At 70.6% G+C, this 22,786-nt stretch carries 18 protein-coding genes and 1 pseudogene; 13 read left to right on the top strand and 6 right to left on the bottom strand.

Annotation, left to right across the window (positions count from 1 at the left end; translation table 11 throughout):
• Positions 1 to 932 precede the first annotated feature (932 nt).
• The 5 genes from tig (at position 933) to ABD126_RS23360 (ending at position 5,784) form a co-directional block, all read left to right on the top strand.
• Positions 933 to 2,312, top strand: coding sequence for a trigger factor (gene tig, locus ABD126_RS23380; RefSeq protein ID WP_343936022.1), 1,380 nt, complete (start codon positions 933 to 935; stop codon positions 2,310 to 2,312).
• 131 nt (positions 2,313 to 2,443) lie between these two features.
• Positions 2,444 to 3,052, top strand: a complete 609-nt coding sequence (locus tag ABD126_RS23375; protein ID WP_337723561.1) for an ATP-dependent Clp protease proteolytic subunit — start codon at positions 2,444 to 2,446, stop codon at positions 3,050 to 3,052.
• A 31-nt stretch (positions 3,053 to 3,083) separates the two neighbouring features.
• Positions 3,084 to 3,710 carry an ATP-dependent Clp protease proteolytic subunit gene (locus ABD126_RS23370; RefSeq protein ID WP_121222304.1) on the top strand — a complete coding sequence of 209 codons (627 nt, stop codon included), beginning with the start codon at positions 3,084 to 3,086 and terminating at the stop codon, positions 3,708 to 3,710.
• A gap of 206 nt (positions 3,711 to 3,916) precedes the next feature.
• Entirely contained in the window at positions 3,917 to 5,197 is a 1,281-nt protein-coding gene (gene clpX, locus ABD126_RS23365; protein ID WP_343936021.1) for an ATP-dependent Clp protease ATP-binding subunit ClpX, read from the top strand.
• Positions 5,194 to 5,784 carry an RBBP9/YdeN family alpha/beta hydrolase gene (locus ABD126_RS23360; protein ID WP_343936020.1) on the top strand — a complete coding sequence of 197 codons (591 nt, stop codon included), beginning with the start codon at positions 5,194 to 5,196 and terminating at the stop codon, positions 5,782 to 5,784. The genes clpX and ABD126_RS23360 overlap by 4 nt, the downstream gene beginning before the upstream one ends.
• Positions 5,785 to 6,553: 769 nt before the next feature.
• Here ABD126_RS23360 and ABD126_RS23355 read toward each other — a convergent pair.
• The 3 genes from ABD126_RS23355 to fdhD are packed head-to-tail and all read right to left on the bottom strand — an operon-like array spanning position 6,554 to position 9,466.
• Positions 6,554 to 7,420: an alpha/beta hydrolase gene (locus tag ABD126_RS23355; RefSeq protein WP_343936019.1), complete on the bottom strand. Its 867-nt coding sequence runs from the start codon at positions 7,418 to 7,420 to the stop codon at positions 6,554 to 6,556.
• A 58-nt stretch (positions 7,421 to 7,478) separates the two neighbouring features.
• Positions 7,479 to 8,645, bottom strand: a complete 1,167-nt coding sequence (locus ABD126_RS23350) for a CaiB/BaiF CoA transferase family protein (RefSeq protein ID WP_343936018.1) — start codon at positions 8,643 to 8,645, stop codon at positions 7,479 to 7,481.
• On the bottom strand, positions 8,642 to 9,466 hold the full coding sequence (gene fdhD, locus ABD126_RS23345) for a formate dehydrogenase accessory sulfurtransferase FdhD (RefSeq protein WP_343936017.1): 825 nt from the start codon (positions 9,464 to 9,466) through the stop codon (positions 8,642 to 8,644). The genes ABD126_RS23350 and fdhD overlap by 4 nt, the downstream gene beginning before the upstream one ends.
• Positions 9,467 to 9,665: 199 nt before the next feature.
• On the opposite strand from fdhD, the pseudogene ABD126_RS38840 reads away from it, so the two are divergent.
• From ABD126_RS38840 to ABD126_RS23340, 3 genes and pseudogenes are all read left to right on the top strand, one after another.
• A pseudogene (locus tag ABD126_RS38840) lies at positions 9,666 to 9,830 on the top strand (MFS transporter); the annotation flags it as partial.
• Positions 9,831 to 9,918: 88 nt separating this feature from the next.
• Positions 9,919 to 10,023, top strand: coding sequence for an MFS transporter small subunit (locus ABD126_RS38835; RefSeq protein ID WP_425542864.1), 105 nt, complete (start codon positions 9,919 to 9,921; stop codon positions 10,021 to 10,023).
• 9 nt (positions 10,024 to 10,032) lie between these two features.
• Positions 10,033 to 11,547, top strand: coding sequence for a phytoene desaturase family protein (locus ABD126_RS23340; protein WP_343936016.1), 1,515 nt, complete (start codon positions 10,033 to 10,035; stop codon positions 11,545 to 11,547).
• A 58-nt stretch (positions 11,548 to 11,605) separates the two neighbouring features.
• On the opposite strand, the gene ABD126_RS23335 is transcribed toward ABD126_RS23340, so the two are convergent.
• On the bottom strand, positions 11,606 to 12,109 hold the full coding sequence (locus tag ABD126_RS23335) for a hypothetical protein (protein WP_343936015.1): 504 nt from the start codon (positions 12,107 to 12,109) through the stop codon (positions 11,606 to 11,608).
• A gap of 496 nt (positions 12,110 to 12,605) precedes the next feature.
• Here ABD126_RS23335 and ABD126_RS23330 point away from each other — a divergent pair, with 496 nt between their 5' ends.
• The gene (locus tag ABD126_RS23330) at positions 12,606 to 13,172 is read left to right on the top strand and encodes a helix-turn-helix domain-containing protein (protein WP_343936014.1); all 567 of its coding nucleotides are present in this window, start codon (positions 12,606 to 12,608) and stop codon (positions 13,170 to 13,172) included.
• Between the two features lie 117 nt (positions 13,173 to 13,289).
• Here the strand turns inward: ABD126_RS23330 and ABD126_RS23325 are convergent, their stop codons facing one another.
• Entirely contained in the window at positions 13,290 to 13,913 is a 624-nt protein-coding gene (locus ABD126_RS23325; protein WP_343936013.1) for a DUF2238 domain-containing protein, read from the bottom strand.
• Positions 13,914 to 13,923: 10 nt separating this feature from the next.
• Positions 13,924 to 16,218: an FdhF/YdeP family oxidoreductase gene (locus ABD126_RS23320; RefSeq protein WP_343936012.1), complete on the bottom strand. Its 2,295-nt coding sequence runs from the start codon at positions 16,216 to 16,218 to the stop codon at positions 13,924 to 13,926.
• Positions 16,219 to 16,642: 424 nt separating this feature from the next.
• Here ABD126_RS23320 and ABD126_RS23315 point away from each other — a divergent pair, with 424 nt between their 5' ends.
• The 4 genes from ABD126_RS23315 to ABD126_RS23300 all read left to right on the top strand — a co-directional run bounded on the left by ABD126_RS23315 (position 16,643) and on the right by ABD126_RS23300 (position 22,702).
• Positions 16,643 to 19,273, top strand: a complete 2,631-nt coding sequence (locus tag ABD126_RS23315) for a valine--tRNA ligase (RefSeq protein ID WP_343936011.1) — start codon at positions 16,643 to 16,645, stop codon at positions 19,271 to 19,273.
• Positions 19,270 to 20,628: a bifunctional tetrahydrofolate synthase/dihydrofolate synthase gene (gene folC, locus ABD126_RS23310; RefSeq protein ID WP_343936010.1), complete on the top strand. Its 1,359-nt coding sequence runs from the start codon at positions 19,270 to 19,272 to the stop codon at positions 20,626 to 20,628. The genes ABD126_RS23315 and folC overlap by 4 nt, the downstream gene beginning before the upstream one ends.
• Positions 20,625 to 21,008 carry a DUF4233 domain-containing protein gene (locus tag ABD126_RS23305; RefSeq protein WP_343936009.1) on the top strand — a complete coding sequence of 128 codons (384 nt, stop codon included), beginning with the start codon at positions 20,625 to 20,627 and terminating at the stop codon, positions 21,006 to 21,008. Before folC ends, ABD126_RS23305 begins: the two co-directional genes overlap by 4 nt.
• Before the next feature lie 170 nt (positions 21,009 to 21,178).
• Complete coding sequence (locus ABD126_RS23300) at positions 21,179 to 22,702, top strand: alkaline phosphatase D family protein (RefSeq protein WP_343936008.1); 1,524 nt, start codon at positions 21,179 to 21,181, stop codon at positions 22,700 to 22,702.
• Positions 22,703 to 22,786: the final 84 nt, after the last annotated feature.

Genomic DNA, 22,786 nt, shown 5'->3' with positions numbered 1-22,786 from the left:
CTACCTGAAACCCACACTAATGGACTACGGCGAGTGGAGTCATCTCGACAAGTGAAACTTTTCCGTCGAGGACTACTCCGAACGGCCCCTATTCACCCCTTGTGGTCAACCACCTCCCCGCGCTCGTTGCCGACTGTTAGTCGCCGTTACGGCATCCGTGTTACACCATGGTCTCCCGACTTCGCTGGGTGATGGGACGTTCCGGAGAGTCAACAACGATCACCGCCACTCGAACGGCCCAATACGAGTGGCGGGTGTTGGTCCGTTCGTGCGAACGGGTGCGGCCGGAGCGCCGCACGGCCCACCCCGCGCGATGCGGTCCCACGTGGGCGGACTTCTCCGCACGAGTGCGGAGAACGCACGCCTGGCAAGATCGACGCGACGCCTCGGGTGCATACCCGCCGCACGGTCATCCGAATGCATTCCGGATGTCCGAAAAAGGAAAAACCGGGTAACCGCCCCGCAAATGGTATTGGGCCGGATGCCAGAACGGGCTGGGCCGTACGCGAGGACGTTGTCGAATGTGAGTCGAATGCGATGTCGCGGCTACGGTGGGTGACGGGAAACGGGGTCCTGGGCCGGGCGGTAAACGTGCCGGGAGACACCCGGCGGCACTCGGCGGAAGCCGGTGGCATCCGGTGGGCGAGGTGGTGCCGATGGCCCCACTGCCACTGGTGCCCGCGGCCCAGCCGCCCCGCTGGTGAAGCTGCCCCGCCGGTCAAGCCACGCCCACTGACGTACCACCGTTCCGCGGCGGCCGGCCGCGGGTGTCATGGCCCACCCCGCGTGCGCACGCGCGCGCGGCAGGCGGCGACATCCGGGGTCGGGGACCCGGGTGCCGGCGCACCGCCTAGACTCGGGGTTCCACTCCGGCGCTCGGGCGAGCGTTCCCGGGGTGTTCCGCACGTCCTGCCCGTTACGAGGAGACCACGTTGAAGAGCACCGTCGAGCACCTGAGCCCGACGCGGGTCCGGATCAACGTCGAGGTGCCGTTCGACGAGCTCAAGTCGGACTTCGACCGCGCCTACCGCAAGCTGGCCAAGCAGGTCCGCATCCCCGGCTTCCGCCCCGGCAAGGCCCCCGCCCGCGTGCTGGAGAGCCGCATCGGCCGCGCGCCCGTCCTGGACGAGGTCGTGCAGGAGGCCATCCCCGCGAAGTACCTGGAGGCCGTCAGCTCCGGCGAGCTGCGCACGCTGGGCCGCCCCGACTTCGAGGTGACGAAGATCGAGGACGGCGAGTCGCTCGCGTTCACCGCCGAGGTCGACGTCCGGCCCGAGATCACCGTGCCCGCGTTCGGCGAGCTCGCGGTGACCGTGGACGAGCAGGAGGTCACCGACGAGGACGTGGCGACCCAGCTCGACGAGCTGCGCGCCCGCTTCGGCACCCTCGCCGGCGTCCAGCGCCCGGCCCAGGACGGCGACTTCGTGTCCGTCGACCTGGCCGCGACCGTGGACGGCGAGGAGGTCGAGGAGGCCAAGACCACCGGCCTGTCCTACGAGATCGGCTCCGGCCAGCTCGTCGAGGGCATCGACGACGCCCTGGTCGGCGCGTCCGAGGGCGAGTCCAAGACCTTCACCACCACGCTGGTGGCCGGCGAGCACGCGGGCCGCGAGGCCGAGGTCACCGTCGTGCTCAACTCCGTCAAGGAGCGCCAGCTGCCCGAGCTGGACGACGAGTTCGCCCAGCTCGCCAGCGAGTTCGACACCCTGGACGAGCTGAAGGAGGACCTGAAGGTCCGCCTCGGCCGGGTGAAGAAGATGCAGCAGGGCGTCCAGGCCCGCGACAAGGTCCTGGAGGCCCTGCTCGCCGCCGTCGAGGTGCCGCTGCCCGAGGCCGTCGTCCAGGGCGAGGTCGAGGCCCGCGAGCACGACGCCGTCCACGCGTTCGACCACGACGAGGCGCGCTTCGCCGAGTGGCTGTCCGAGCAGGGGCAGACCAAGGAGGAGTTCGACGCCGAGGTGCGCACCGCCGCCGAGCAGGCGGTCAAGACGCAGCTCGTGCTCGACGCCATCGCCGACGCCGAGCAGCTGGGCGTGTCCGACGCCGAGCTGACCGAGCGGATCGTCTACCAGTCGCAGCGCTTCGGCATCAGCCCGGAGGAGTACGTCAAGCGGGCCCAGCAGTCCGGCCAGCTCGGCGCGATCTTCGCCGACGTGCGCCGCGGCAAGGCGCTGGCCTCGGTCGTGCGCCAGGCCACCGTGACCGACAGCGCGGGCAACGCCCTCGACCTGGACGAGCTCTTCGGCGAGCCCAAGGCCGCCGAGCCGAAGGCGGAGTCCACTGAGGAATCCGCCGTTGAGCCGAACGCCTGATCGGGCGGTCGGAAATCACCCTGGAGTGAAGCCCTGAGCGAACGCGGGCGGTGTCGGGAAGGCGACGCCGCCCGCCTTCGTTAAGGTCGTTGTCACGAGACTCTTTTCGGCAAAAAGTTAGGCAGGCAGACGTGACGCAGCACTTCTTCCCGACGCCCGAGATGCGGTCGGCCACGGGGATGAACCTCAACGACTCGGTCTACGAGCGCCTGCTCCGCGAGCGGATCATCGTGCTGGGGTCGCAGGTCGAAGAGGGCATCGCCAACCAGATCACGGCACAGCTGCTCCTCCTCGCGGCCGAGGACCCCGAGAAGGACATCACGCTCTACATCAACTCGCCCGGCGGGTCGGTGACCGCGGGCATGGCGATCTTCGACACCATGCAGCTCATCGAGCCCGACGTGGCGACCTACGCCATGGGCCTCGCGGCCTCCATGGGCCAGTTCCTGCTCTCGGCCGGCACCCCCGGCAAGCGCCACGCGCTGCCGCACGCCCGCATCCTCATGCACCAGCCCTCGGCGGGTGTCGGCGGCACGGCGGCCGACATCGCCATCCAGGCGGACATGCTCACCCGCACCAAGCGGGAGATGGCCGAGCTGATCGCCGAGCACACCGGTCAGCCGGTGGAGCGGATCATCGCGGACTCCGACCGCGACCGCTGGTTCACCGCCCAGGAGGCCCTGGAGTACGGCTTCGTGGACAAGGTGATCACCCGCGCCAGCCAGGCGAACACCAACTGACCCGGCGAGCACACCGACCAGGAGTAACCAAGTGAGCCAGTTCCACGCGCCGCAGTCCCGGTACGTGCTCCCGTCGTTCGTCGAGCGCACCAGCTACGGCATCAAGGAGTCCAACCCCTACAACAAGCTGTTCGAGGAGCGCATCATCTTCCTCGGCGTGCAGGTGGACGACGCGTCGGCCAACGACGTGATGGCCCAGCTGCTGGTGCTGGAGTCAGAGGACCCGGACCGCGACATCCTGATGTACATCAACTCGCCGGGTGGCTCGTTCACCTCGCTGATGGCCATCTACGACACCATGCAGTTCGTCCGCCCGGACATCCAGACCTACTGCCTGGGCCAGGCCGCCTCGGCCGCCGCCGTGCTGCTCGCGGCGGGCACCCCGGGCAAGCGGCACGCGCTGCCCAACTCGCGGATCCTGATCCACCAGCCGGCCACCGAGGGCGTCTACGGCCAGGTGTCGGACCTGGAGATCCAGTCCAACGAGATCCAGCGCGTCCGCCGCCTGCTGGAGACCACGCTGGCCAAGCACACCAGCCGCACCCCCGAACAGGTGCGTACGGACATCGAACGCGACAAGATCCTCACCGCCGAAGAGGCCAAGGACTACGGCATCGTGGACAGCGTCCTGCCGTACCGGAAGCTCTCCGCCAAGTGAGCCCGGCGTGTCGCCCGACACGCCGAACCGACCAGGGATCCTGGGTGGTTCGGGGTGTCGGGGGCACGCTGGTCCTCCCGCACAGGCGGGTGGGCCAGGTACCGTCGAGGGGAACGGGTTGACCCCGCAGCCGGCGGGTGTAAGCCGAACAGCAGTCAGGCGCACCTCACCAGGTCGTGCGCCGGAGGGGACAGAGGTCAGCGGTCATGGCGCGTATCGGTGACGGCGGCGACCTGCTGAAGTGCTCTTTTTGCGGGAAGAGCCAGAAGCAGGTGAAAAAACTCATCGCCGGCCCCGGTGTCTACATCTGCGATGAGTGCATCGACCTCTGCAACGAGATCATCGAGGAAGAGCTGGCGGAAGCCGGCGACGTGAAGCTCGACGAGCTGCCGAAGCCCGCCGAGATCCACGAGTTCCTCGACCAGTACGTCATTGGCCAGGACGAGGCCAAGCGGACGCTCTCGGTGGCGGTCTACAACCACTACAAGCGCATCCAGGCGGGTGACCGCGGACGTGAGGGTCGCGACGACGGCGTGGAACTGGCCAAGTCGAACATCCTCATGCTCGGGCCCACCGGGTGCGGCAAGACCTACCTGGCCCAGACGCTGGCCAAGATGCTCAACGTCCCGTTCGCCATCGCGGACGCCACGGCGCTGACCGAGGCGGGCTACGTCGGCGAGGACGTCGAGAACATCCTGCTCAAGCTCATCCAGGCGGCGGACTACGACGTCAAGCGGGCCGAGACCGGGATCATCTACATCGACGAGGTCGACAAGATCGCTCGAAAGAGTGAAAACCCGTCGATCACCCGGGACGTGTCCGGCGAGGGCGTGCAGCAGGCGTTGCTGAAAATACTGGAGGGCACAACGGCCTCCGTGCCGCCGCAGGGTGGCCGGAAGCACCCCCACCAGGAGTTCATCCAGATCGACACCACGAACGTGCTGTTCATCGTGGCGGGCGCGTTCGCGGGTCTGGAGAAGATCATCCAGGACCGGATCGGCAAGCGCGGCCTGGGCTTCGGCGCCGAGGTGCGCACGAAGGCCGAGGTCGACGCGGCGGACTACTACGCCGAGTCGATGCCCGAGGACCTGATCAAGTTCGGCCTGATCCCCGAGTTCATCGGGCGTCTGCCGATGGTGGCCAGCGTCACCAACCTGGACAAGGACTCGCTGGTCCGCATCCTCACCGAGCCGAAGAACGCCCTGGTCAAGCAGTACCAGAAGCTGTTCGAGATGGACGGCGTGGAACTGGAGTTCACGCGGACCGCGATGGAGGCCGTGGCCGACCAGGCGATCCTGCGCGGCACCGGCGCCCGGGGCCTGCGGGCGATCATGGAGGAAGTCCTGCTGCCGGTGATGTACGACATCCCGAGCCGTTCGGACGTCGCCAAGGTCGTCATCACCGAGCAGACGGTGAAGGAGAACGTGAACCCGACCATCGTGGCCCGGCAGCCGTCCCGCCGGGAGCGTCGCGAGAAGTCGGCGTGAGCCTCCCGTACACCCTCGTCCTGCACGGCCTGGGCGGTTCCGGGCCGACGCACTGGCAGAACTGGCTGGCGGGCGAACTGGCCCACCACGGTGGCCAGGTGGACGTGCCCCAGTTCACCCTCCCGGACGAGCCGCGCCTGGCGGTGTGGCTCGCGGAGCTGCGCGAGCACCTGGCAGCCGCTCCCCGGGAGGGTGAACGGGTGGTCCTGGCGCACTCGCTGGCGTGCCTGCTGTGGCTGCACCACGCGGCCGGGGACTTCGACCCGGCCTTGCGCGTGGATCGAGCGCTGCTGGTGGCCCCGGTGTTCCCGGACTACCGGGACGAGCCCGCGATCACGGAGTTCCTGAACCCACCGCTGGACCCGACGCTGGTGCGCCGGGCCGCCGGTTCCACCAGGCTGGTGCTGGGCGAGGGCGACGAGTACTGCACGCTGGCCCAGGGCAAGGAGCTGGCGGAGACGCTGCGCTTGGACTTGGACGTCATCGTCGGCGGCGGCCACTTGAACGTCGCCGCTCAGTACGGCCCTTGGCCCGCCGTTCTGAAATGGGTCCGCAGCGACCGCACTCCTCTCACTCCTCGCTCTTAACGCGCTTCCGTGCTGGTCTCGGGGCGCGCTTCGCTCTCTCGGCCCTGACGCGCTGCGCGCTCTCAAGATCAAAAGCGCCTCGCCGGCGGGCAGGCCCCCGGGGGGTGGAAGGGCGTCGGTTCGTTCCCCGCACGGCCTGCCGGAGGCAACCACCCTTCACCCTTCTTGGCAACCGGTGAAGCGTGGTTGCCAAGAAGGGTGAAGCGCGGTTGGGCTGCGCCCAGGCCGTACGGGGAACGAACCGAGGCCCTTCCTGTGGCTGATAGCCCAAAATAGGCGCCTTCGGCGCAAAGGGCCGGGTCGGTTTCGCGCATTGTGGCAGTGCGCCCGGCTTCCGGCCCTCCCTGTCACGACCCACCAACCGCGCTCGCGCGCCACATGGCCTCGCGCCGCGCTGCCTCGTCCCCGCGCTACCCGACCCTGCGCACCCGCCCCTGCGCACCCGCCTCCTGTCCGCCCGGCCCTCGCCCGCACTCCCGCGCGAAGCGCGGCTCTTCTTCGGGCTATTCAGCCACAGGAAGGGCCTCGGTTCGTTCCCCGTACGGCCTGGGCGAAGCCCAACCGCGCTTGGGGGTTCTTGGCAACCACGCTTCACCGGTTGCCAAGAACCCCCAAGGGTGGTTGCCTCCGGCAGGCCGTGCGGGGAACGAACCGACGCCCTTCCACCCCCGGGGGCCTGCCGCGCGGCGAGCGCCGCTTTTGATCTTGAGAGCGCGTCAGCGCGTCCACGACCAGCGCGAAGCGCGTCCAAGACCCAAAGCGAAGCGCGTCAAGAAAGAGAAGCGCGTCGACCGAGAAAACGGACGACATCGAGAACAACCTTGCGATAAGTGGAATCATCGTGCCCCCCACCAGGAACAATGGTGGCAACAGCGGGCTTGGCGGCGGCGATGAAGCGGCGAGTCCCCTCGATGAACCAGTCCTTGTCGCCGACCCACACGCCGACGGGCACGGGCCCGTGCTTGTCCACGTTCCGCAACGGGTCCAGCGACGCCCACTCGGCCTCGTCGTCGAACGCGTTGCGCTTGCTCATCTCGTCCCACGACGTCATCAGCGCCGGCGCCATGGTCGCAACCGCCTTGAGCGGCTCTCGACGCTCGTGCCTCCGCCTGGCGTAGACCAGCGCGCCGAAACCGCCCATCGACACGCCCGTGGCCGCGAACACCGGCCCGAAACCGCGCTCGGACAGCCACGCCGGGATCTCCTCCAGCAGCATCCCCAACGGGTCGTCGCCCGGCACGTTCTCGTGCCAGTAGTGGTCCCCGCCGTCCACCGCGACGAACCCGAACGGGGGAACCGAGCCTCGCGAGACGGCCGCCACCAGCGCCTCGGGCAGGCCGCCCACCGCCGCGTACCCGGCGCTCCCGTACCGCCCGTGCAGCAACACCGACATGGGCAGCCCACGCGTGTCCACGCCCGGCGGGACCAGCGTGAGCAGGTCCACCTCACGGCCCCGGTAGCGGGAGTGCACGCGGTCCACCTTCACGACGGCCCTCTTCGGTGTCGGCACGGGGCCGGCCACGCCCAGCGCGTGCCGCAGCGCCTCACCCATCGGGGCCTCGTCGTTCAACGCCAGACCCGCCGCGGCGAGTCCCGTGACGCCGAGCGCGCCGAGCACCGTGCGCCTGCTGACCATGTCCCCCTCCAGCGAATCCCCCCAAGACCCATCGCGGCGGACGGGCCGGGCGTTTCGCCTACACCGCTTTCCGTCTTCGGAGGTCCGCGATGTCGTCGTCCGAGTAACCGAGCGTGCGCAGCACGTGGTCGGTGTGCTCACCGAGCGCGGGCACGGGACCGGGGGCAGCCACCCACGCCGAGGAGTCCACCGAGGGGCGCAGCATCCCGACCTCGCCGCCCGGCACGGCCACCCGCACCCCGCGCTCCCGGGCGACCAACTGCGGGTGGTCGGGGAGTTCGGCCACGCCGCGGGTGCGGGCGGCGGGCACGTCGGCCTCGTCCAGCGCTGTGAGCAGGTCGGCGGCGGTCCACCCGGAGAAGTCCAGCTCGGCGTGCAGCGCGGGCCGGTGCTCGACGCGTGAGCTGACCGTGGTGAAGCGCGGGTCGTCGGCCAACGAAGGCCGGCCCAGCACGGCGCACAGCCGCCGCCACTGCGGGTCGTTCTGCACGGCCAGGTGCACCGCGCCGTCCCGGCAGGCGAACGGCCCGTAGGGGGCGATGCTCGGGTGGTGCGCGCCGGTGCGCGGGGCGGCTCGTCCGGTGCCCGTCGCGTACAGCATCGGCTGGTGCATCCACTCGGCCATCGCCTCGAACAGGGACAACCGCAGCGTGGCCCCCTCACCCGTGCGGGCGCGGTGCAGCAGGGCCGCGAGCACGGCCGACTGGAGCTGCACGCCGGCGGCGATGTCGGCCACGGAGATGCCGGCGCGGGCGGTCACGTCACCCTCCCCGGTCAACTCGACCAACCCCGCCTCGGACTGCACCAGCGCGTCGTAGGCCTTGCGCTCGGCGTACGGGCCGGCGTCGCCGTAGCCCGACAGCTCGCCGACGACGAGCGTCAGGTGCTGCGCGCGAAGCGTGTCGGCGTCCACACCAATGCGACGCGCCGCACCCGGCGACAGGTTGCACAGCACCACATCGGCGCTGCTCACGAGCCGGTCGAGCACCTCGCGCCCGGCCGGGTGCTTCAGGTCGAGGGTCAGCGACTCCTTGCCCGCGTTCGTCCAGGCGAAGTACGACGACACGTCCCCGCAGGCGTGGTCGTAGTGGCGGGCGAAGTCGCCGCCGTCGGGCCGTTCCACCTTGACCACCCGCGCGCCCAGGTCGGCCAGCAACCTGGTCGCGTACGGCACGGCAACGGCCTGTTCGAGGCTGACGACGAGCACTCCGTCGAGTGGTCTCAAGCGGTCACTCTCTCGTGGTGCGCGTAGACGTTCATGGAGTCCCCGCGCAGGAAGCCCACCAGCGTGACCCCCTGCTCGTCGGCCAGCTCGACCGCCAGGGACGACGGCGCGGACACCGCCGCCAGCACCGGCACCCCGGCCATCGCGGCCTTCTGGACCAGCTCGAACGACGCCCGCCCGGACACCACCAGCACCGTCCCGGTCAGCGGCACCCGGTCGTTGAGCACCGCCCACCCCAGCACCTTGTCCACGGCGTTGTGCCGCCCGACGTCCTCCCGCACCACCAGGGCGTCACCCGACTCGGTGAAGAGTCCGGCCGCGTGCAACCCGCCGGTCGAGGAGAACACCTTCTGGCGCGCCCGCAGCGCGTCGGGCAGGCCGGCCAGCACGTCCACGTCCACCCGGACGCCGTCCTGGGCGGGGGAGAAGCGGGTCTTGAGCTTCACCGCGTCCAACGCCGCCTTGCCGCACACCCCGCACGACGACGTCGTGTAGAAGTTCCGCTCCACCCCGGTCTGGGGCGGCGGCACGTGGTCGGCCAACGCCACGTCCAGCACGTTGTAGGTGTTGAGCCCGTCGGGACCGGTGCCCTCGCAGAACCGGGCCACCGACACGTCCGCCAGGCCCCCGATCACGCCCTCGCTGAGCAGGAACCCGTGCGCCAGCTCCACGTCGTGGCCGGGTGTGCGCATGGTCACGGTCAGCGCCGTGCCCCCGACGCGCAGCTCCAACGGCTCCTCGGCGGCCAGCGAGTCGACCCGCGTCCGGTGCGTTCGTCGCGAATACGTGACCACTGGGCGACGGACGGTGACTCGCCCCATCGTGGAACTCCTTCCCGACGCTGAGTTTCGGCGTGAGCCACCAACCAGGTTACGGAGGTGTCGGCCAATGGGTTCCCGGGTGGGCTTCCTCGACCGCTCCAGAACCGTCGCCCCGCCGAACTGGAACCGCTGGTTGGTGCCGCCCGCCGCGCTCTCGGTGCACCTGGCGATCGGGCAACGCGTGACGCGTTGGGTCGTCAACGTGTCCGCGCGCAACGCCCTGCGCACGCCCCAGTTCTGGTGCCTGTGGGTGGTGTTGTGCTTCAACGTCACCGCCGGTGCGGCGGCCGGGTTCGTCGCCTTGCTGTCACTGGTGAACATGGCGGGCCCGATCACCTGGTTGTCCACATCGGACCTGCTGGGGCACTGCTCGCCGTGGGTTTCGTCGCCAACGAGTTCGTGCGCCCGGTGGCCGCGAAGCACCACGAGCCCGAACCGGTGGAGGTGGCCCGGTGAACCGCGCCCTGGTCGTGTTCGCGTGGCTGTGGGTGGGCGTTCCCCTCGCCTACGGGTTGGTCGAGCTGATCCGCGAGGTGACGGCGCTGTTCACCGGCTAGGGTCGTCGGGTGGACTCCTACGACGTGGTGGTGGTCGGCGGCGGGCACAACGGCCTGGTCGCCGCGGCGTACCTGGCCCGGGCCGGCCGTTCGGTGCTGGTGGTGGAGAAGCTCGACCACGTGGGTGGCGCGGCGGTCAGCGAACAGGTGTTCGCCGGCGTCCCGGCCCGCCTGTCGCGCTACTCCTACCTGGTGAGCCTGCTGCCCGACCGCGTCGTCACCGACCTGGGGCTGCGCGTCGAACTGCGGTCGCGCGCCGTGTCCTCCTACACCCCGGCGGGTGACCTGCTGGTCGAGCGGACGCCGGGTCCGGCGACCGCCGAGTCGTTCCGCGCCCTGACCGGGTCGGACGAGGAGTTCGAGCGCTGGCAGCGCTGGTACGCGGATCTGGAACTACTGGCCGGCGCGCTCTCGCCGACGCTGCTGGAGCCGTTGATCTCCCGCGACCACGCCCGCATCCGCGTGGACGCCGTGGCCCGGATGCGGTTGTGGGAACAGGTCTTCGAGCGCCCGCTCGGGGAGACGCTGGAGGAGTTGTTCGCCAACGACATCGTGCGCGGCGTGGTGGCGACGGACGCCCTGATCGGCACCCACACGTCCCTGCACGACCTGCGCGCCAACCGCTGCTTCCTGTACCACGTGATCGGCAACGGCACGGGGGAGTGGAAGGTGCCGGCGGGCGGCATGGGCGCGCTGACGGCGGAACTCGAACGCGCCGCGCGGGAAGCGGGCGCGGAGATCGTGACCGGGGCGGAGGTGTCCAGGGTGGACGCCGACGGCAAGACCGCCGAGGTCGAGTTCGACGGCCGCACCGTGGGCGCCCGGTTCGTGCTCTCCAACGTGTCCACGGCGACCCTGAGCGCCCTGCGCGGCCAGTCCGCGCCGGAGTCCGCCGAGGGTGCGCAGCTGAAGGTGAACATGCTGTTGGAACGCTTGCCGCGGTTGCGTTCCGGCGTGGACCCGGCGCAGGCGTTCGCGGGCACGCTGCACCTGGACGAGTCGTACAGCCAGCTGGAGGCCGCCTACCGGCAGACCGCCGAGGGCAAGCTGCCGGACGTGCTGCCGGCGGAGATGTACTGCCACACCCTGACCGACCCGTCCATCCTGGCCCCCGAACTGGTCGGGGAGGGCTGGCACACGCTGACCCTGTTCGGCCTGCACACCCCGGCGGACCTGGTCGCGGACGACACCACCCGCGACCACCTGGTGTCCCGCTACCTCAAGGCGCTCAACGAGCACCTGGAGGAGCCGATCGAGGACTGCCTGGCGCGCGACGCCGACGGCAACCCGTGCCTGGAGGCCCGTTCCCCGCTCGACCTGGAAGCCGAACTGGGCCTGCCGCGCGGCAACATCTTCCACGGCGACCTGGCGTGGCCGTTCGCGGAGACCGAGGACGAGGTGGGGCGCTGGGGCGTGGAGACCGAGGTGGCGAACCTGTTCGTCTGCGGCGCGGGTGCGCGGCGGGGCGGTGGGGTGAGCGGCATCGGCGGGCACAACGCCGCGATGGCGGTCCTGGAGCGCTAGCAGGCTCTCCAAGAACGCGCCTCCAGCGCTAGAGGCTCTCCAGGACGCGCCTCCTGCGCTAGAGGCGTCCGAAGAGTTCGGTGACGAGCTTCTTCTCCTGCTCGAAGTTCGCGGCGGAGGTCACCAGGATCTCGGTGTCACCCTTGCGCGCGACCAGCGTGTTCTGCACGACCTCGCCCGCGCCGAGCGTGCTGGTGTAGGCCTCATCGAAGAACCCGCCGAGGTCGGCGACCCGCTGCCCGCTGTCGGTGAAGCCCTTCTTGCCCTGCGCGAAGGCGGCGGCGTCGGACCCGGTCTGGAACCGGACCGTCGTGTTGACGCCGCCGCCTTCGTACTGGCAGACGACGACGTTCTGGTTCACGGTCTGCTTCGGGTGCGCGAGGTTGAGCTGGAGCGCGGCCCCGACCACTTCCTCCGGGGCCTTGGAGCAGTCGAGGTCGCCGGCGGCCTGCGTCTGGGTCGTGGTGGGCGCGCTCGTGGTCGTCACCGCGGGGGTGGGGGCGGGCGCGGCGGTGCAACCGACGAGACCGAACAGGCCGATGGCCACCAAAGCCTTCTTCACACCCGACCCTTCGCCCAAACGGCCGCCCCCGTTACCGCCGGGCACGCGTCGGAGACCACGAAGGCGGGTGCACGATCGCTTCCTCGATGGCCGCCGCGTTCCCGGCGGCCGTAATCCTGTGCCGGGGGCAGTGACGCCAGCGAATGCATGAGGGCCGCGCACTGGCGTCCCACGGCCCGAAGGAGGGGCGGTGCCCCACATCCACGGCTTGACGGTGGCCTACGAGCCGGCCGGCTGTCCAAGGCCCTGGACTCCCGTCCGGGCTCACCCTACGACCCTGATCCGAAGGTGTACCGGACCTTGTGCGGTTTCGTGGCTTGGTATGCGGTCAAGGCGGACCGGTGGTGGAGCGACGCGCAGCCGGTCGAAAGGTGCATCGCCTGCAAGGCGCTGACTCGACCCGCTCGGCACCCGGTGTCCTGCTGATCCCTACGTAACAAGAAGTGTTTAGCAACAACCCTTGATAAACACTCCTTGCTACACCTACCCTGGCACCGTGGCCGACGACCTCATCAGGGACCCGAAAGCACTCCGGGCGCTCGCTCACCCGTTCCGGTGGAAGCTGATCATGCTTTTGGGTACCGACGGGCCGCAGACGGCGACGCAGTGCGCCGAGGCGACGGGGGAGAGCGTCGCCAGTTGCTCGTACCACCTGAACACGCTGGCCAAGTACGGGTTCGTGGCCGAGGTTCCCGGTGTGAAGGGCAAGCAGAAGCCGTGGCAGCTCGTCCAGCACATGCAGCGCTGGTCGGGCGAGGGCGTGGACGAGGAGACCGCGTTGGCCGGGGAGGCGGCGGGTGAGGCGTTCCTGGAGCACGCGTTCGCCGAGATCCGCGACGCCAACCGCCGCAAGTCGCTGGAACCCGCCGAGTGGCGCGAGGCGCTGGCGCTCAACGGCCGGTTGGAGTTCCTGACGGCCCAGGAGTTGCAGGAGATCACCGCCGAGGTGCTCGCGATCATCGGCCGCTACAGCGACCGCAACGACGACAAGTCCGCCCGGCCCGAGGGTGCCCGGCCGGTGCGCTTCCTGCTCTCCACCACGGTGTCACCGCAACGCGACTAGGGGGAACGACCATGCACGACTTACTTTCCGTGGCACACCAGCGCATGCGCGAAGACCAAGCCGCGGCCCACCTTCACCGCCTGACCCATCGCCGCCTGCACCTGTTCTCCGGCAGCCTCAAGCTGGACTGGGCCGTGGCCCGCGACGACCGCCACCTGAGCGCGTCAGTAGCCTTCTCGTGGCGACGACGCCCAGCGTGACCAGCGCACCGGCCGTCGCCAGGGCCATGTCCTTGTGCGCGTCCCACATGTCGCCCTGTTGGCCGTTGTAAGCCTCCGCGAGGTCGGGTGCGAGGACCAGCGCGATGCCCCACTCGAACAACTCGTAGACCGCGCTGGTGGATACCACCACCTCGACCGTGCGCAGCCACCCCGACCGCCGGGCCAGCACACCCGCCAGGCACACGCCGTAGAAGAAGTGCACGAGCCGGTCGAAGTGGTTGCGCCGCCACGAGAACACCTCGGACAGCCGGAAGCCGAACAGGGCGTCGGTCCACTGGTCGTACGGCACCGCGGAGTACAGCCAGCGGGCCGCGATGGTGTGCAGGGACAGGAACAGCAGCACCAGCAGCCAGTCAGCGAGCGACAACGGCCACCGCCGCTGCGCCACCAGCAACCCGACCAGCGCCACCACGGTCAACGACGTGTGCAACGCCTGCTCACCGGGCCACAACGGCTCCCACCACGAAACCGCCACGACCAGCAGAAACCCGCCCAGCGCCCACCAGTGCCCCCGGCTCACCCGCCGAACGCTACAACTTCTCCAACCGCACCACGATCGACTTGGACGTCGGCGTCCCCGACTTCTCCGCGGTCGAGTCCAGCGGCACCAACGGGTTCGCTTCGGGGAAGTACGCCGCCGCGCACCCCTTGGCCGTCGGGTAGGCCACCACCCGGAACCGCTCGGCACGCCGCTCGAAAACGCCCGTGGGGTCCTCCGGCCACTCGCTGACCAGGTCTACGAAGTCCCCGTCCGCCAGCGCCAGCTCGTCCAGGTCGGCGGGGCTGACGAACACGACCCGCCGCCCGTCCTTGACCCCGCGGTAGCGGTCGTCCAGTCCGTAGATGGTGGTGTTGTACTGGTCGTGGCTGCGCATGGTCTGCAACAGCAACCGCCCGGCCGGCACCCGCAGCACGGTCAGCTCGCTGGCCGTGAAGTGCGCCTTCCCGCTCCGGGTCCCGGTGAACTCGCGGGCGTCGCGGGGCGCGTGGGGCAGCACGAACCCGTCCGGCTGCCGCACCCGCGCGTTGTAGTCCGCGCACCCCGGCACCACGCGGGCGATCCGGTCCCGGATCAGGTCGTAGTCCTTCTCGAACTCCTCCCACGGCACCGGGTGCCCCGCGCCCAGCACCGCCCGCGCCAACCGGCACACGATCGACACCTCGGACAGCAGGGACTCCGACGCCGGCTCCAGCCGCCCGCGCGACCGGTGCACCACCGACATCGAGTCCTCGACCGTCACGAACTGCTCGCCGGTGTGCTGGAGGTCGCTCTCCGTGCGCCCCAACGTCGGCAGGATCAACGCCTCCCGCCCGTGCACGACGTGCGACCGGTTGAGCTTGGTGGACACGTGGACCGTCAGGTCGCACGACCGCATCGCGCGCTCGGTCACCGCCGTGTCCGGCGTGGCCGCGACGAAGTTGCCGCCCACCGCGAAGAACACCTTGGCCCGGCCGTCGCGCATGGCGCGGATGGCGTCGACCGTGTCGAACCCGTGCTTGCGCGGCACCGGCACGCCGAACTCCGCCTCCAGCGCGGCCAGGAACTTCTCCGGCATCTTCTCCCAGATGCCCATGGTCCGGTCGCCCTGGACGTTCGAGTGGCCGCGCACCGGGCACAGCCCCGCGCCGGGCTTGCCGATCATCCCGCGCAGCAGGGCGACGTTGGCGATCTCCTTGATCGTCGCCACGGCGTGCTTGTGCTGGGTCAACCCCATGGCCCAGCAGAAGATCGTGCGCTGCGAGTCGGCCAGCATCCGCGCCAGCAGCTCGACCTGCGCGCGCGGCAGCCCGGTGGCCAGGTCGACGGCGTCCCAGTCCAGCTCCCGCACGTGCGCCGCGTACTCGGCGAACCCGTCGGTGAACCCCTCCACGAACTCGCGGTCCACCGCGTCCCAGGTCAGCAGCAGGTTGCCCACCGCCTGGAACAGCGCCTGGTCGCCGCCCAGCCGGATCTGGAGGAACTCGTCGGCCAGCTGCGTCCCCGCGCCGACCACCCCGCGCACGTTCTGCGGGTTCTTGAACCGCAGCAGCCCGGCCTCGGGCAGCGGGTTGACCGCGACGACCTTCGCGCCCGCCTTCTTGGCGTCCTCCAGCGCGGAGAGCATCCGCGGGTGGTTGGTGCCCGGGTTCTGACCCACCACCACGATCAGGTCGGCGCGGGCGAAGTCGTCGATGCTCACCGAGCCCTTGCCGATGCCCGTGGTCTCCGCCAGCGCCGCGCCGGAGGACTCGTGGCACATGTTCGAGCAGTCCGGCAGGTTGTTCGTGCCGAAGGACCGCACGAACAGCTGGTAGAGGAACGCGGCCTCGTTGCTGGTGCGCCCGGACGTGTAGAAGACGGCCTCGTCCGGACCGGCCAGCCCGTTGAGCCGGGAGGCGACCAGCGCGAACGCGTCGGCCCAGGAGATCGGCTCGTAGTGCGTGCCACCTTCGCGCAACACGACGGGTTCGGTCAGCCGCCCCTGCTGCCCCAGCCAGAAGTCGGTCTTCCCGGCCAGCTCCGCCACCGGGTGCGCGGCGAAGAACTCCGGCCCGACCCGCCGCCGCGTGGCCTCCTCGGCCACCGCCTTGGCCCCGTTCTCGCAGAACTCGGCGAGCTTGCGGTGCCCCTGCGGCTCGGGCCAGGCGCACCCCGGGCAGTCGAACCCCTCGCGCTGGTTGAGCAGCCGCAGCGTGGTGACCGTCCGCCCGAGGCCCATCTGCTCGACGCCGCGCTTGAGCGACACGGCGACGCCGGGCAGCCCGGCGGCCCAGGTCTTGGGCCCGGTGACCTCGATGCGGGACTCGTCGACGTCGTGCTCGGGAGGCTTGCTCATGCGGGCCATTGTGCGCCCACCGAGGGCCGGGGCGCGCGTGCCTGGTGCGAGCGCTGGCGCGCCCCGCGCGAGCGCACCAGCGCCTACCGCGACCGACCGGCGCGGCCGGGCGACGCGGGACCGCTGTCACGGGCCCCAAGGGGTTGAGAACGGCCCGTGAATCCGGCGTCGTCCCCGGCGGCGACCGGTTGATCAACGTCAATTGTGAGCGGCGCCACAGGCGTCGGCATCGGCCGAACGGGTGACCCCCTCGGTCCCCGCGGCCGTCGCCGGCCGGCATCGGCCGGGTCGGGTCGAGTGGTGCTCGGGCTCGTGGTCGGGGCCGTCGGACGGCGCCGCCGACCCCCGGCGCGGACAAGCCCGCCGGCGCGACCCCGGGCGGTAGCAGGTATCTGGTTCGAAGTCGATACCCGCGCCTCCGTAGACTTCGCTCGTGACTGAAACGCCCACCACCCCGCAGCGCCCCGAACTCCCGCCGGCCTGGAACCCGGCCGAGGTAGAGGCCGGCCTGTACGAGCGGTGGGTCGAGCGCGGTTACTTCACGGCCGACGCGACCAGCGACAAGCCGCCGTTCACCATCGTGCTGCCGCCGCCCAACGTCAACGGCAGCCTGCACATGGGCCACGCCCTCAACCACAGCGTCATGGACGCCCTCACCCGCCGCCGCCGCATGCAGGGCTTCGAGGTCCTGTGGCTGCCCGGCACCGACCACGCGGGCATCGCGACCCAGACCGCGGTCGAGCGCGCCCTGGCCGGCGAGGGCCTGTCCCGGCACGACCTGGGCCGCGAGAAGTTCGTGGAGCGGGTCTGGCGGTGGCGCGAGGAGGTCGGCGGCCGGATCCTCGGCCAGATGCGCCGCCTCGGCGACGGCGTCGACTGGGACCGCGTCCGCTTCACCATGGACGAGGGCCTTTCCCAGGCCGTCCAGACGATCTTCAAGAAGCTGTTCGACGACGGCCTGATCTACCGCGCCGAGCGCATCATCAACTGGTGCCCGCGCTGCCAGACCGCGCTGTCGGACATCGAGGTCGACCACTCCGACGACGACGGCGAGCTGGTCTCGATCCGCTACGGCGAGGGCGCGAACTCGATCGTCGTCGCCACCACCCGCGCCGAGACCATGCTGGGCGACACGGCCGTGGCCGTGCACCCGGAGGACGAGCGCTACCGCCACCTGATCGGCACCGAGGTCGAGGTGCCGCTGACCGGCCGGTACGTGCCGATCGTGGCCGACGAGCACGTGGACCCGAAGTTCGGCACCGGCGCGGTCAAGGTCACCCCGGCGCACGACCCGAACGACTTCGAGATCGGCCAGCGCCACGACCTGCCCGCGCTGACGATCATGGACGGCCGCGGCAACATCACCGCGCACGGCCCGTTCGAGGGCCTGGACCGGTTCGAGGCGCGGCCCGCCGTGGTCGCCGCGCTGCGCGAGCAGGGCCGGATCGTCGCCGAGAAGCGCCCGTACACGCACGCCGTGGGCCACTGCTCGCGCTGCGACACGGTCGTGGAGCCGCGCCTGTCCATGCAGTGGTGGGTCAAGGTCGAGCCGCTGGCCCGCGAGGCCGCGGCGGCGGTGCGCGACGGCCGCACCACGATCCACCCGCCGGAGCTGGCCAAGCGCTACTTCGACTGGGTGGACAACCTCAACGACTGGTGCATCTCGCGCCAGCTGTGGTGGGGCCACCGCATCCCCGTCTGGTACGGCCCCGACGACGAGGTCGTGTGCGTCGGGCCGGACGACGAGCCGCCGGGCGAGGGCTGGGTCCAGGACGAGGACGTGCTGGACACGTGGTTCTCCTCGGGCCTGTGGCCGTTCTCCACGCTGGGCTGGCCGACGCAGACCAGCGACCTGGCGAAGTTCTACCCGACCAGCGTGCTGTCCACCGGCTACGACATCCTGTTCTTCTGGGTCGTCCGGATGATGATGTTCGGCCTGTACGCGATGGACGGCAAGCAGCCGTTCGACCACGTGTTCCTGCACGGCCTGATCCGCGACCAGTACGGCAAGAAGATGTCGAAGTCGCGCGGCAACGGCATCGACCCGCTGGACTGGATGGACGCCTACGGCGCCGACGCCACCCGGTTCACGCTGCTGCGCGGCGCGAACCCGGGCTCGGACCTGGCGATCGCCGAGGAGTGGGCGGCCGGGTCGCGCAACTTCACCACGAAGCTGTGGAACGCCACCCGCTTCGCGCTGAGCAACGGGGCCAACGTCGACGCGCCGCTGCCCGCGCGCGACGCGCTGACCGACGCCGACCGCTGGGTGCTCGACCTGCTCGACCAGCTGGTGTCCGACGTGGACGGCCAGTTCGAGCAGTTCCAGTTCGGCAAGCTGGCCGAGGCGCTCTACCACTTCACGTGGGACGAGTTCTGCGACTGGTACCTGGAGCTGGCCAAGGTCCAGCTCGCCGAGGGCGGCGAGCGCGCCGAGTCCACCCGACTGGTGCTGGGCCACGTGCTCGACGTGCTGCTGCGCCTGCTGCACCCGTTGACGCCGTTCATCACCGAGACCCTGTGGACCACGCTCACCGGTGGCGAGTCGCTCGTCGTCGCCGAGTGGCCGAAGGCTCACGGGGGCGAGCGGGACGAGGTCGCCGCGCAGCGGGTCGAGGGCCTGAAGAAGCTGGTCACCGAGATCCGCCGGTTCCGCTCCGACCAGGGCCTCAAGCCCGCGCAGAAGGTCGCGGGCAAGGTGCGCGGCGCGTGCTGCGTGGACCTGGTCGACCAGGTGCCGGCGGTGCGGTCGCTGACCCGCATGACCGAGCCGGACGAGCGGTTCCAGGTGTCGGTGTCGCTGGAGGTCGGCCTGCCCAAGGGCACGGTCAAGGTCGAGCTGGACCTGTCCGGCGCGATCGACGTGGCCGCCGAGCGCAAGCGGCTCGCGAAGGACCTCGCGGTGGCGGAGAAGGAGCGGGCCCAGTGCGAGGGCAAGCTCGACAACCCCGCGTTCACCGACAAGGCGCCCGCCGAGGTCGTGGAGAAGATCAAGGGTCGGTTGGCCGCGGCCAACGCCGAGATCGAGCGCATCCACGCCCGCCTCGAAACGCTGCCGCGGTCGTGACCGCCGCCGACCCGTTGGAGGAGCTGCGCCAGGTCGAGGCGGAGCTCAACCAGCGCTGGCCCGAGACCAAGCTCGACCCGAGCGTGGACCGGATCAAGGCGCTGGCGGAGATCCTCGGCGACCCGCAGACGTCCTACCCGGTGATCCACATCGGTGGCACGAACGGCAAGACGTCCACCTCCCGCATGGTCGACGCGCTGCTCACCCGCGTCGGCCTGCGCACCGGCCGCTACACCAGCCCGCACCTGCAACTGGTGACCGAGCGGATCAACGTGGACAACGCGCCGATCAGCCCCGAGCGCTACGTCGAGGTCTACCGGGACGTCGAGCCCTACATCGGGATCGTGGACAGCCGGTCCGAGGTGCCGATGAGCAAGTTCGAGGTGCTCACCGGCATGGCGTTCGCGGCCTTCGCGGACGCCCCCGTGGACGCGGCGATCATCGAGGTCGGCATGGGCGGCCGGTGGGACGCCACGAACATCGCCGACGGCAAGATCGCCGTGCTGTGCCCGGTGGGGCTGGACCACACCGACTACCTGGGCGACTCGCTGGAGGGCATCGCCGAGGAGAAGGCCGGGATCATCAAGCCCGGCGCGGTGGCGCTGCTGGCCGAGCAGGACCCGGCCGTCGAGCGGGTGTTCCTGCGGCGGGTGGCCGAGGTGGACGCGACCGTGGCCCGGCAGGGCTCGGAGTTCGGCGTGCTCCAGCGCGACATCGCGGTGGGCGGGCAGATGCTGCGGTTGCAGGGCCTGGGCGGTGTCTACGACGAGGTCTTCCTGCCCCTGCACGGCGCGCACCAGGCGGCCAACGCGGCTCTCGCCCTGGCGGCGGTGGAGGCGTTCTTCGGCGCCGGCGCGGACCGGCAGCTCGACATCGAGGCGGTGCGCGAGGCGTTCGCTTCCGTGGCTTCGCCGGGCCGGCTGGAACGGGTCCGCTCGGCCCCGACCGTGCTCGTGGACGCCGCCCACAACCCGCACGGCGCGAAGGCGCTGGCCCGCGCGCTGGACGAGGAGTTCGGGTTCCGCAAGCTGGTCGCGGTCGTGGGCGTGATGGACGACAAGGACGCCGTGGGCATCCTGAGCGAGCTGGAACCGGTCGTGAACGAGGTCGTGCTGACCGCCAACTCCTCGCCGCGCGCGATGGACCCGGACCTGCTGGCCGGCGTGGCGATCCCGATCTTCGGCGAGGACCGCATGGTCGTGCAGCCGCACCTGGTCGACGCGATCGAGGAGGCCGTGCGGCTGGCCGAGGAGGACGACGAGGGCGGCGTGGTGTCCGGCGGCGGCGTGGTCGTGACCGGGTCGGTGGTCACCGCCGGCGAGGCGCGCGCCCTGTTCGGGAAGGCTCCGGCATGACCACTCCTCCGGCTCCCAAGAAGGACCCGATGAAGTCGTTCCGGGGCATCATGGCCGGGACGCTCATCCTGGAGGCGATCGTCGTCGCCCTGGCGCTGCCGGTGGTGGCCAAGCTCGGCGGCGGAGTCGGCACCGGCACCGGGTACCTGGTGCTGGGGCTGATCGTCGCGTTCATCGTGACCTGCGGGTTGTTGAAGCGGCCGTGGGCGGTGTGGATCATCGCCGCGCTGCACGTGGTGATGATCGCTTCGCTGTTCCTGATGACCGCGTTGGGCGTGATCGGCATCCTGTTCACGCTGGTGTGGGCGTACCTGCTGTGGTTGCGGCGCGACGTGGCCAAGCGGATGGCCGAGGGGCGGCTGCCCAGCCAACAGCCGTGACCGCGCCCGGGGGGGCGTGCGGGCCGGGGCGACCTCGCTGTTCTGGACCGTCACCGCGGAGCCGGCGTCCCGTGCCCGGCCCGCAGCGCCCTGACCGGCGGGATCCGGTGTTCCGGGGGTGTCCGGGTCGTGTTCACCCGGCATTCGCATCCGCCGGTTAGAAACCCGCCATGAGCGAAGGTGGAGTGAACCGGCGGACGCTGCTGCGCGCCGGGGCGATCGGTGCGGCGGGTCTGTTCGTGCCCGGGGTGGCTCTGGCGCGGAGCGGCCGGCCGGTGTTGACGCACGGCGTCCAGTCCGGCGACGTGACGTTCGACGGCGGGCTGGTGTGGACGCGGGCCGACCGGCCTTCGCGGATGGTGGTGGAGGTGTCCCGGGACGCGGACTTCCGGCACGTCCGGACCGTGCGCGGGCCGCTGCTGACCCCGGAGACCGGCGGCACCGGCAAGGTCCGGCTGCGCGGCCTGCCGCCCGGCCGTGAGGTGCACTACCGGGTGATCGCCGAGGACCTCGACGGGCGGGCCCGCGGCGAGGCGGTCGTCGGCGCGTTCCGGACCGCTCCGCTGGGCGACGACGGCGTCCGGTTCGTGTGGTCGGGCGACGTGGCCGGGCAGGGCTGGGGCAGCAACCCCGACCTCGGCGGCATGCCGATCTTCGCGGCGATGGCCGCCCGCCGGCCCGACTTCTTCATCAACAGCGGCGACACCGTGTACGCGGACAACCCGCTCAAGGAGTCCGTGACGCTGCCGGACGGCCGGATCTGGCGCAACGTCGTCACCCCGGAGAAGCTCAAGGTCGCGGAGACCCTGGACGAGTACCGCGGCCAGTTCGCCTACAACCTGCTCGACCCGAAGTACCGCGAGTTCGCCGCCCGGGTGCCCATGTTCGTGCAGTGGGACGACCACGAGGTGGTCAACAACTGGTACCCGGGCGAGATCCTGACCCTCCCGCAGTACACCGAGAAGCGCGTGGACGTGCTGGCCGCCCGCGCGTTCCGGGCGTTCCACGAGTGGCAGCCGATCGACCCGCGCCAGGCCGTGGACGGGCGGGTCTACCGGAAGTTCTCCTTCGGCCGGCACGTGGACGTCTTCGTCCTCGACATGCGCTCGTACAAGGACCCCAACACCTCGCCCAAGACCGGCGCGGGGCACGTCCTGGGCGAGCAGCAGGCCCGGTGGCTGGTGCGGGAGCTGGACCGGTCCCGGGCCACCTGGAAGGTCATCGCCGCCGACCTGCCGATCGGCCTGACCGTGCCGGACGGCGTGGACGTCGAGGGCGTCGCCAACGGGCTGCCGGGTGCGCCCGGCGGCCGTGAGCACGAGCTGGCGTGGGTGCTGCGGGAGCTGAAGAAGCGCCGCGTGCGCAACACCGTGTGGCTCACGGCGGACGTCCACTACACCGCCGCGCACCACTACTCGCCCGAGCGCGCGGCCGTCGGCGACTTCGACCCGTTCTGGGAGTTCGTGTCCGGGCCGGCCCACGCGGGCGCGTTCGGGCCGAACACGCTGGACCCGACGTTCGGGCCCGAAGCGGTGTTCGTCAACGCGCCGCCGGCGGCCAACACGACCCCGCTCGACGGCTTCCAGCACTTCGGCGAAGTCGAGGTGGGCCGCGACGGCGAGCTGACCGTGTTCCTGCGCGACATCAAGGGCGTTTCGCTCTGGTCGAAGACGTTGGAGCCCGAGCGCCGGTAAGTTCTTGCAAGAGTTTGCGGTGCCTGGCCCCTTGTAAGACCAAGATTGTCGTGGTTTTGTGAGCCCTCGCCCGGTCCTGTCGCC

Origin of the sequence: Saccharothrix mutabilis subsp. mutabilis (assembly GCF_039521145.1) — a bacterium.
Classification (GTDB): Bacteria; Actinomycetota; Actinomycetes; order Mycobacteriales; family Pseudonocardiaceae; genus Actinosynnema; species Actinosynnema mutabilis.
This window is presented reverse-complemented; position numbering and strand designations above follow the sequence as displayed.

Coding starts and splice junctions, on each gene's coding strand:
- clpX (WP_343936021.1), top strand. CDS start 3,917: ATGGCGCGTATCGGTGACGGCGGCGACCTGCTGAAGTGCTCTTTTTGC.
- ABD126_RS23320 (WP_343936012.1), bottom strand. CDS start 16,218: ATGGCCCGCATGAGCAAGCCTCCCGAGCACGACGTCGACGAGTCCCGC.
- ABD126_RS23300 (WP_343936008.1), top strand. CDS start 21,179: ATGAGCGAAGGTGGAGTGAACCGGCGGACGCTGCTGCGCGCCGGGGCG.
- fdhD (WP_343936017.1), bottom strand. CDS start 9,466: ATGGGGCGAGTCACCGTCCGTCGCCCAGTGGTCACGTATTCGCGACGA.
- ABD126_RS23355 (WP_343936019.1), bottom strand. CDS start 7,420: ATGGTCAGCAGGCGCACGGTGCTCGGCGCGCTCGGCGTCACGGGACTC.
- ABD126_RS23305 (WP_343936009.1), top strand. CDS start 20,625: ATGACCACTCCTCCGGCTCCCAAGAAGGACCCGATGAAGTCGTTCCGG.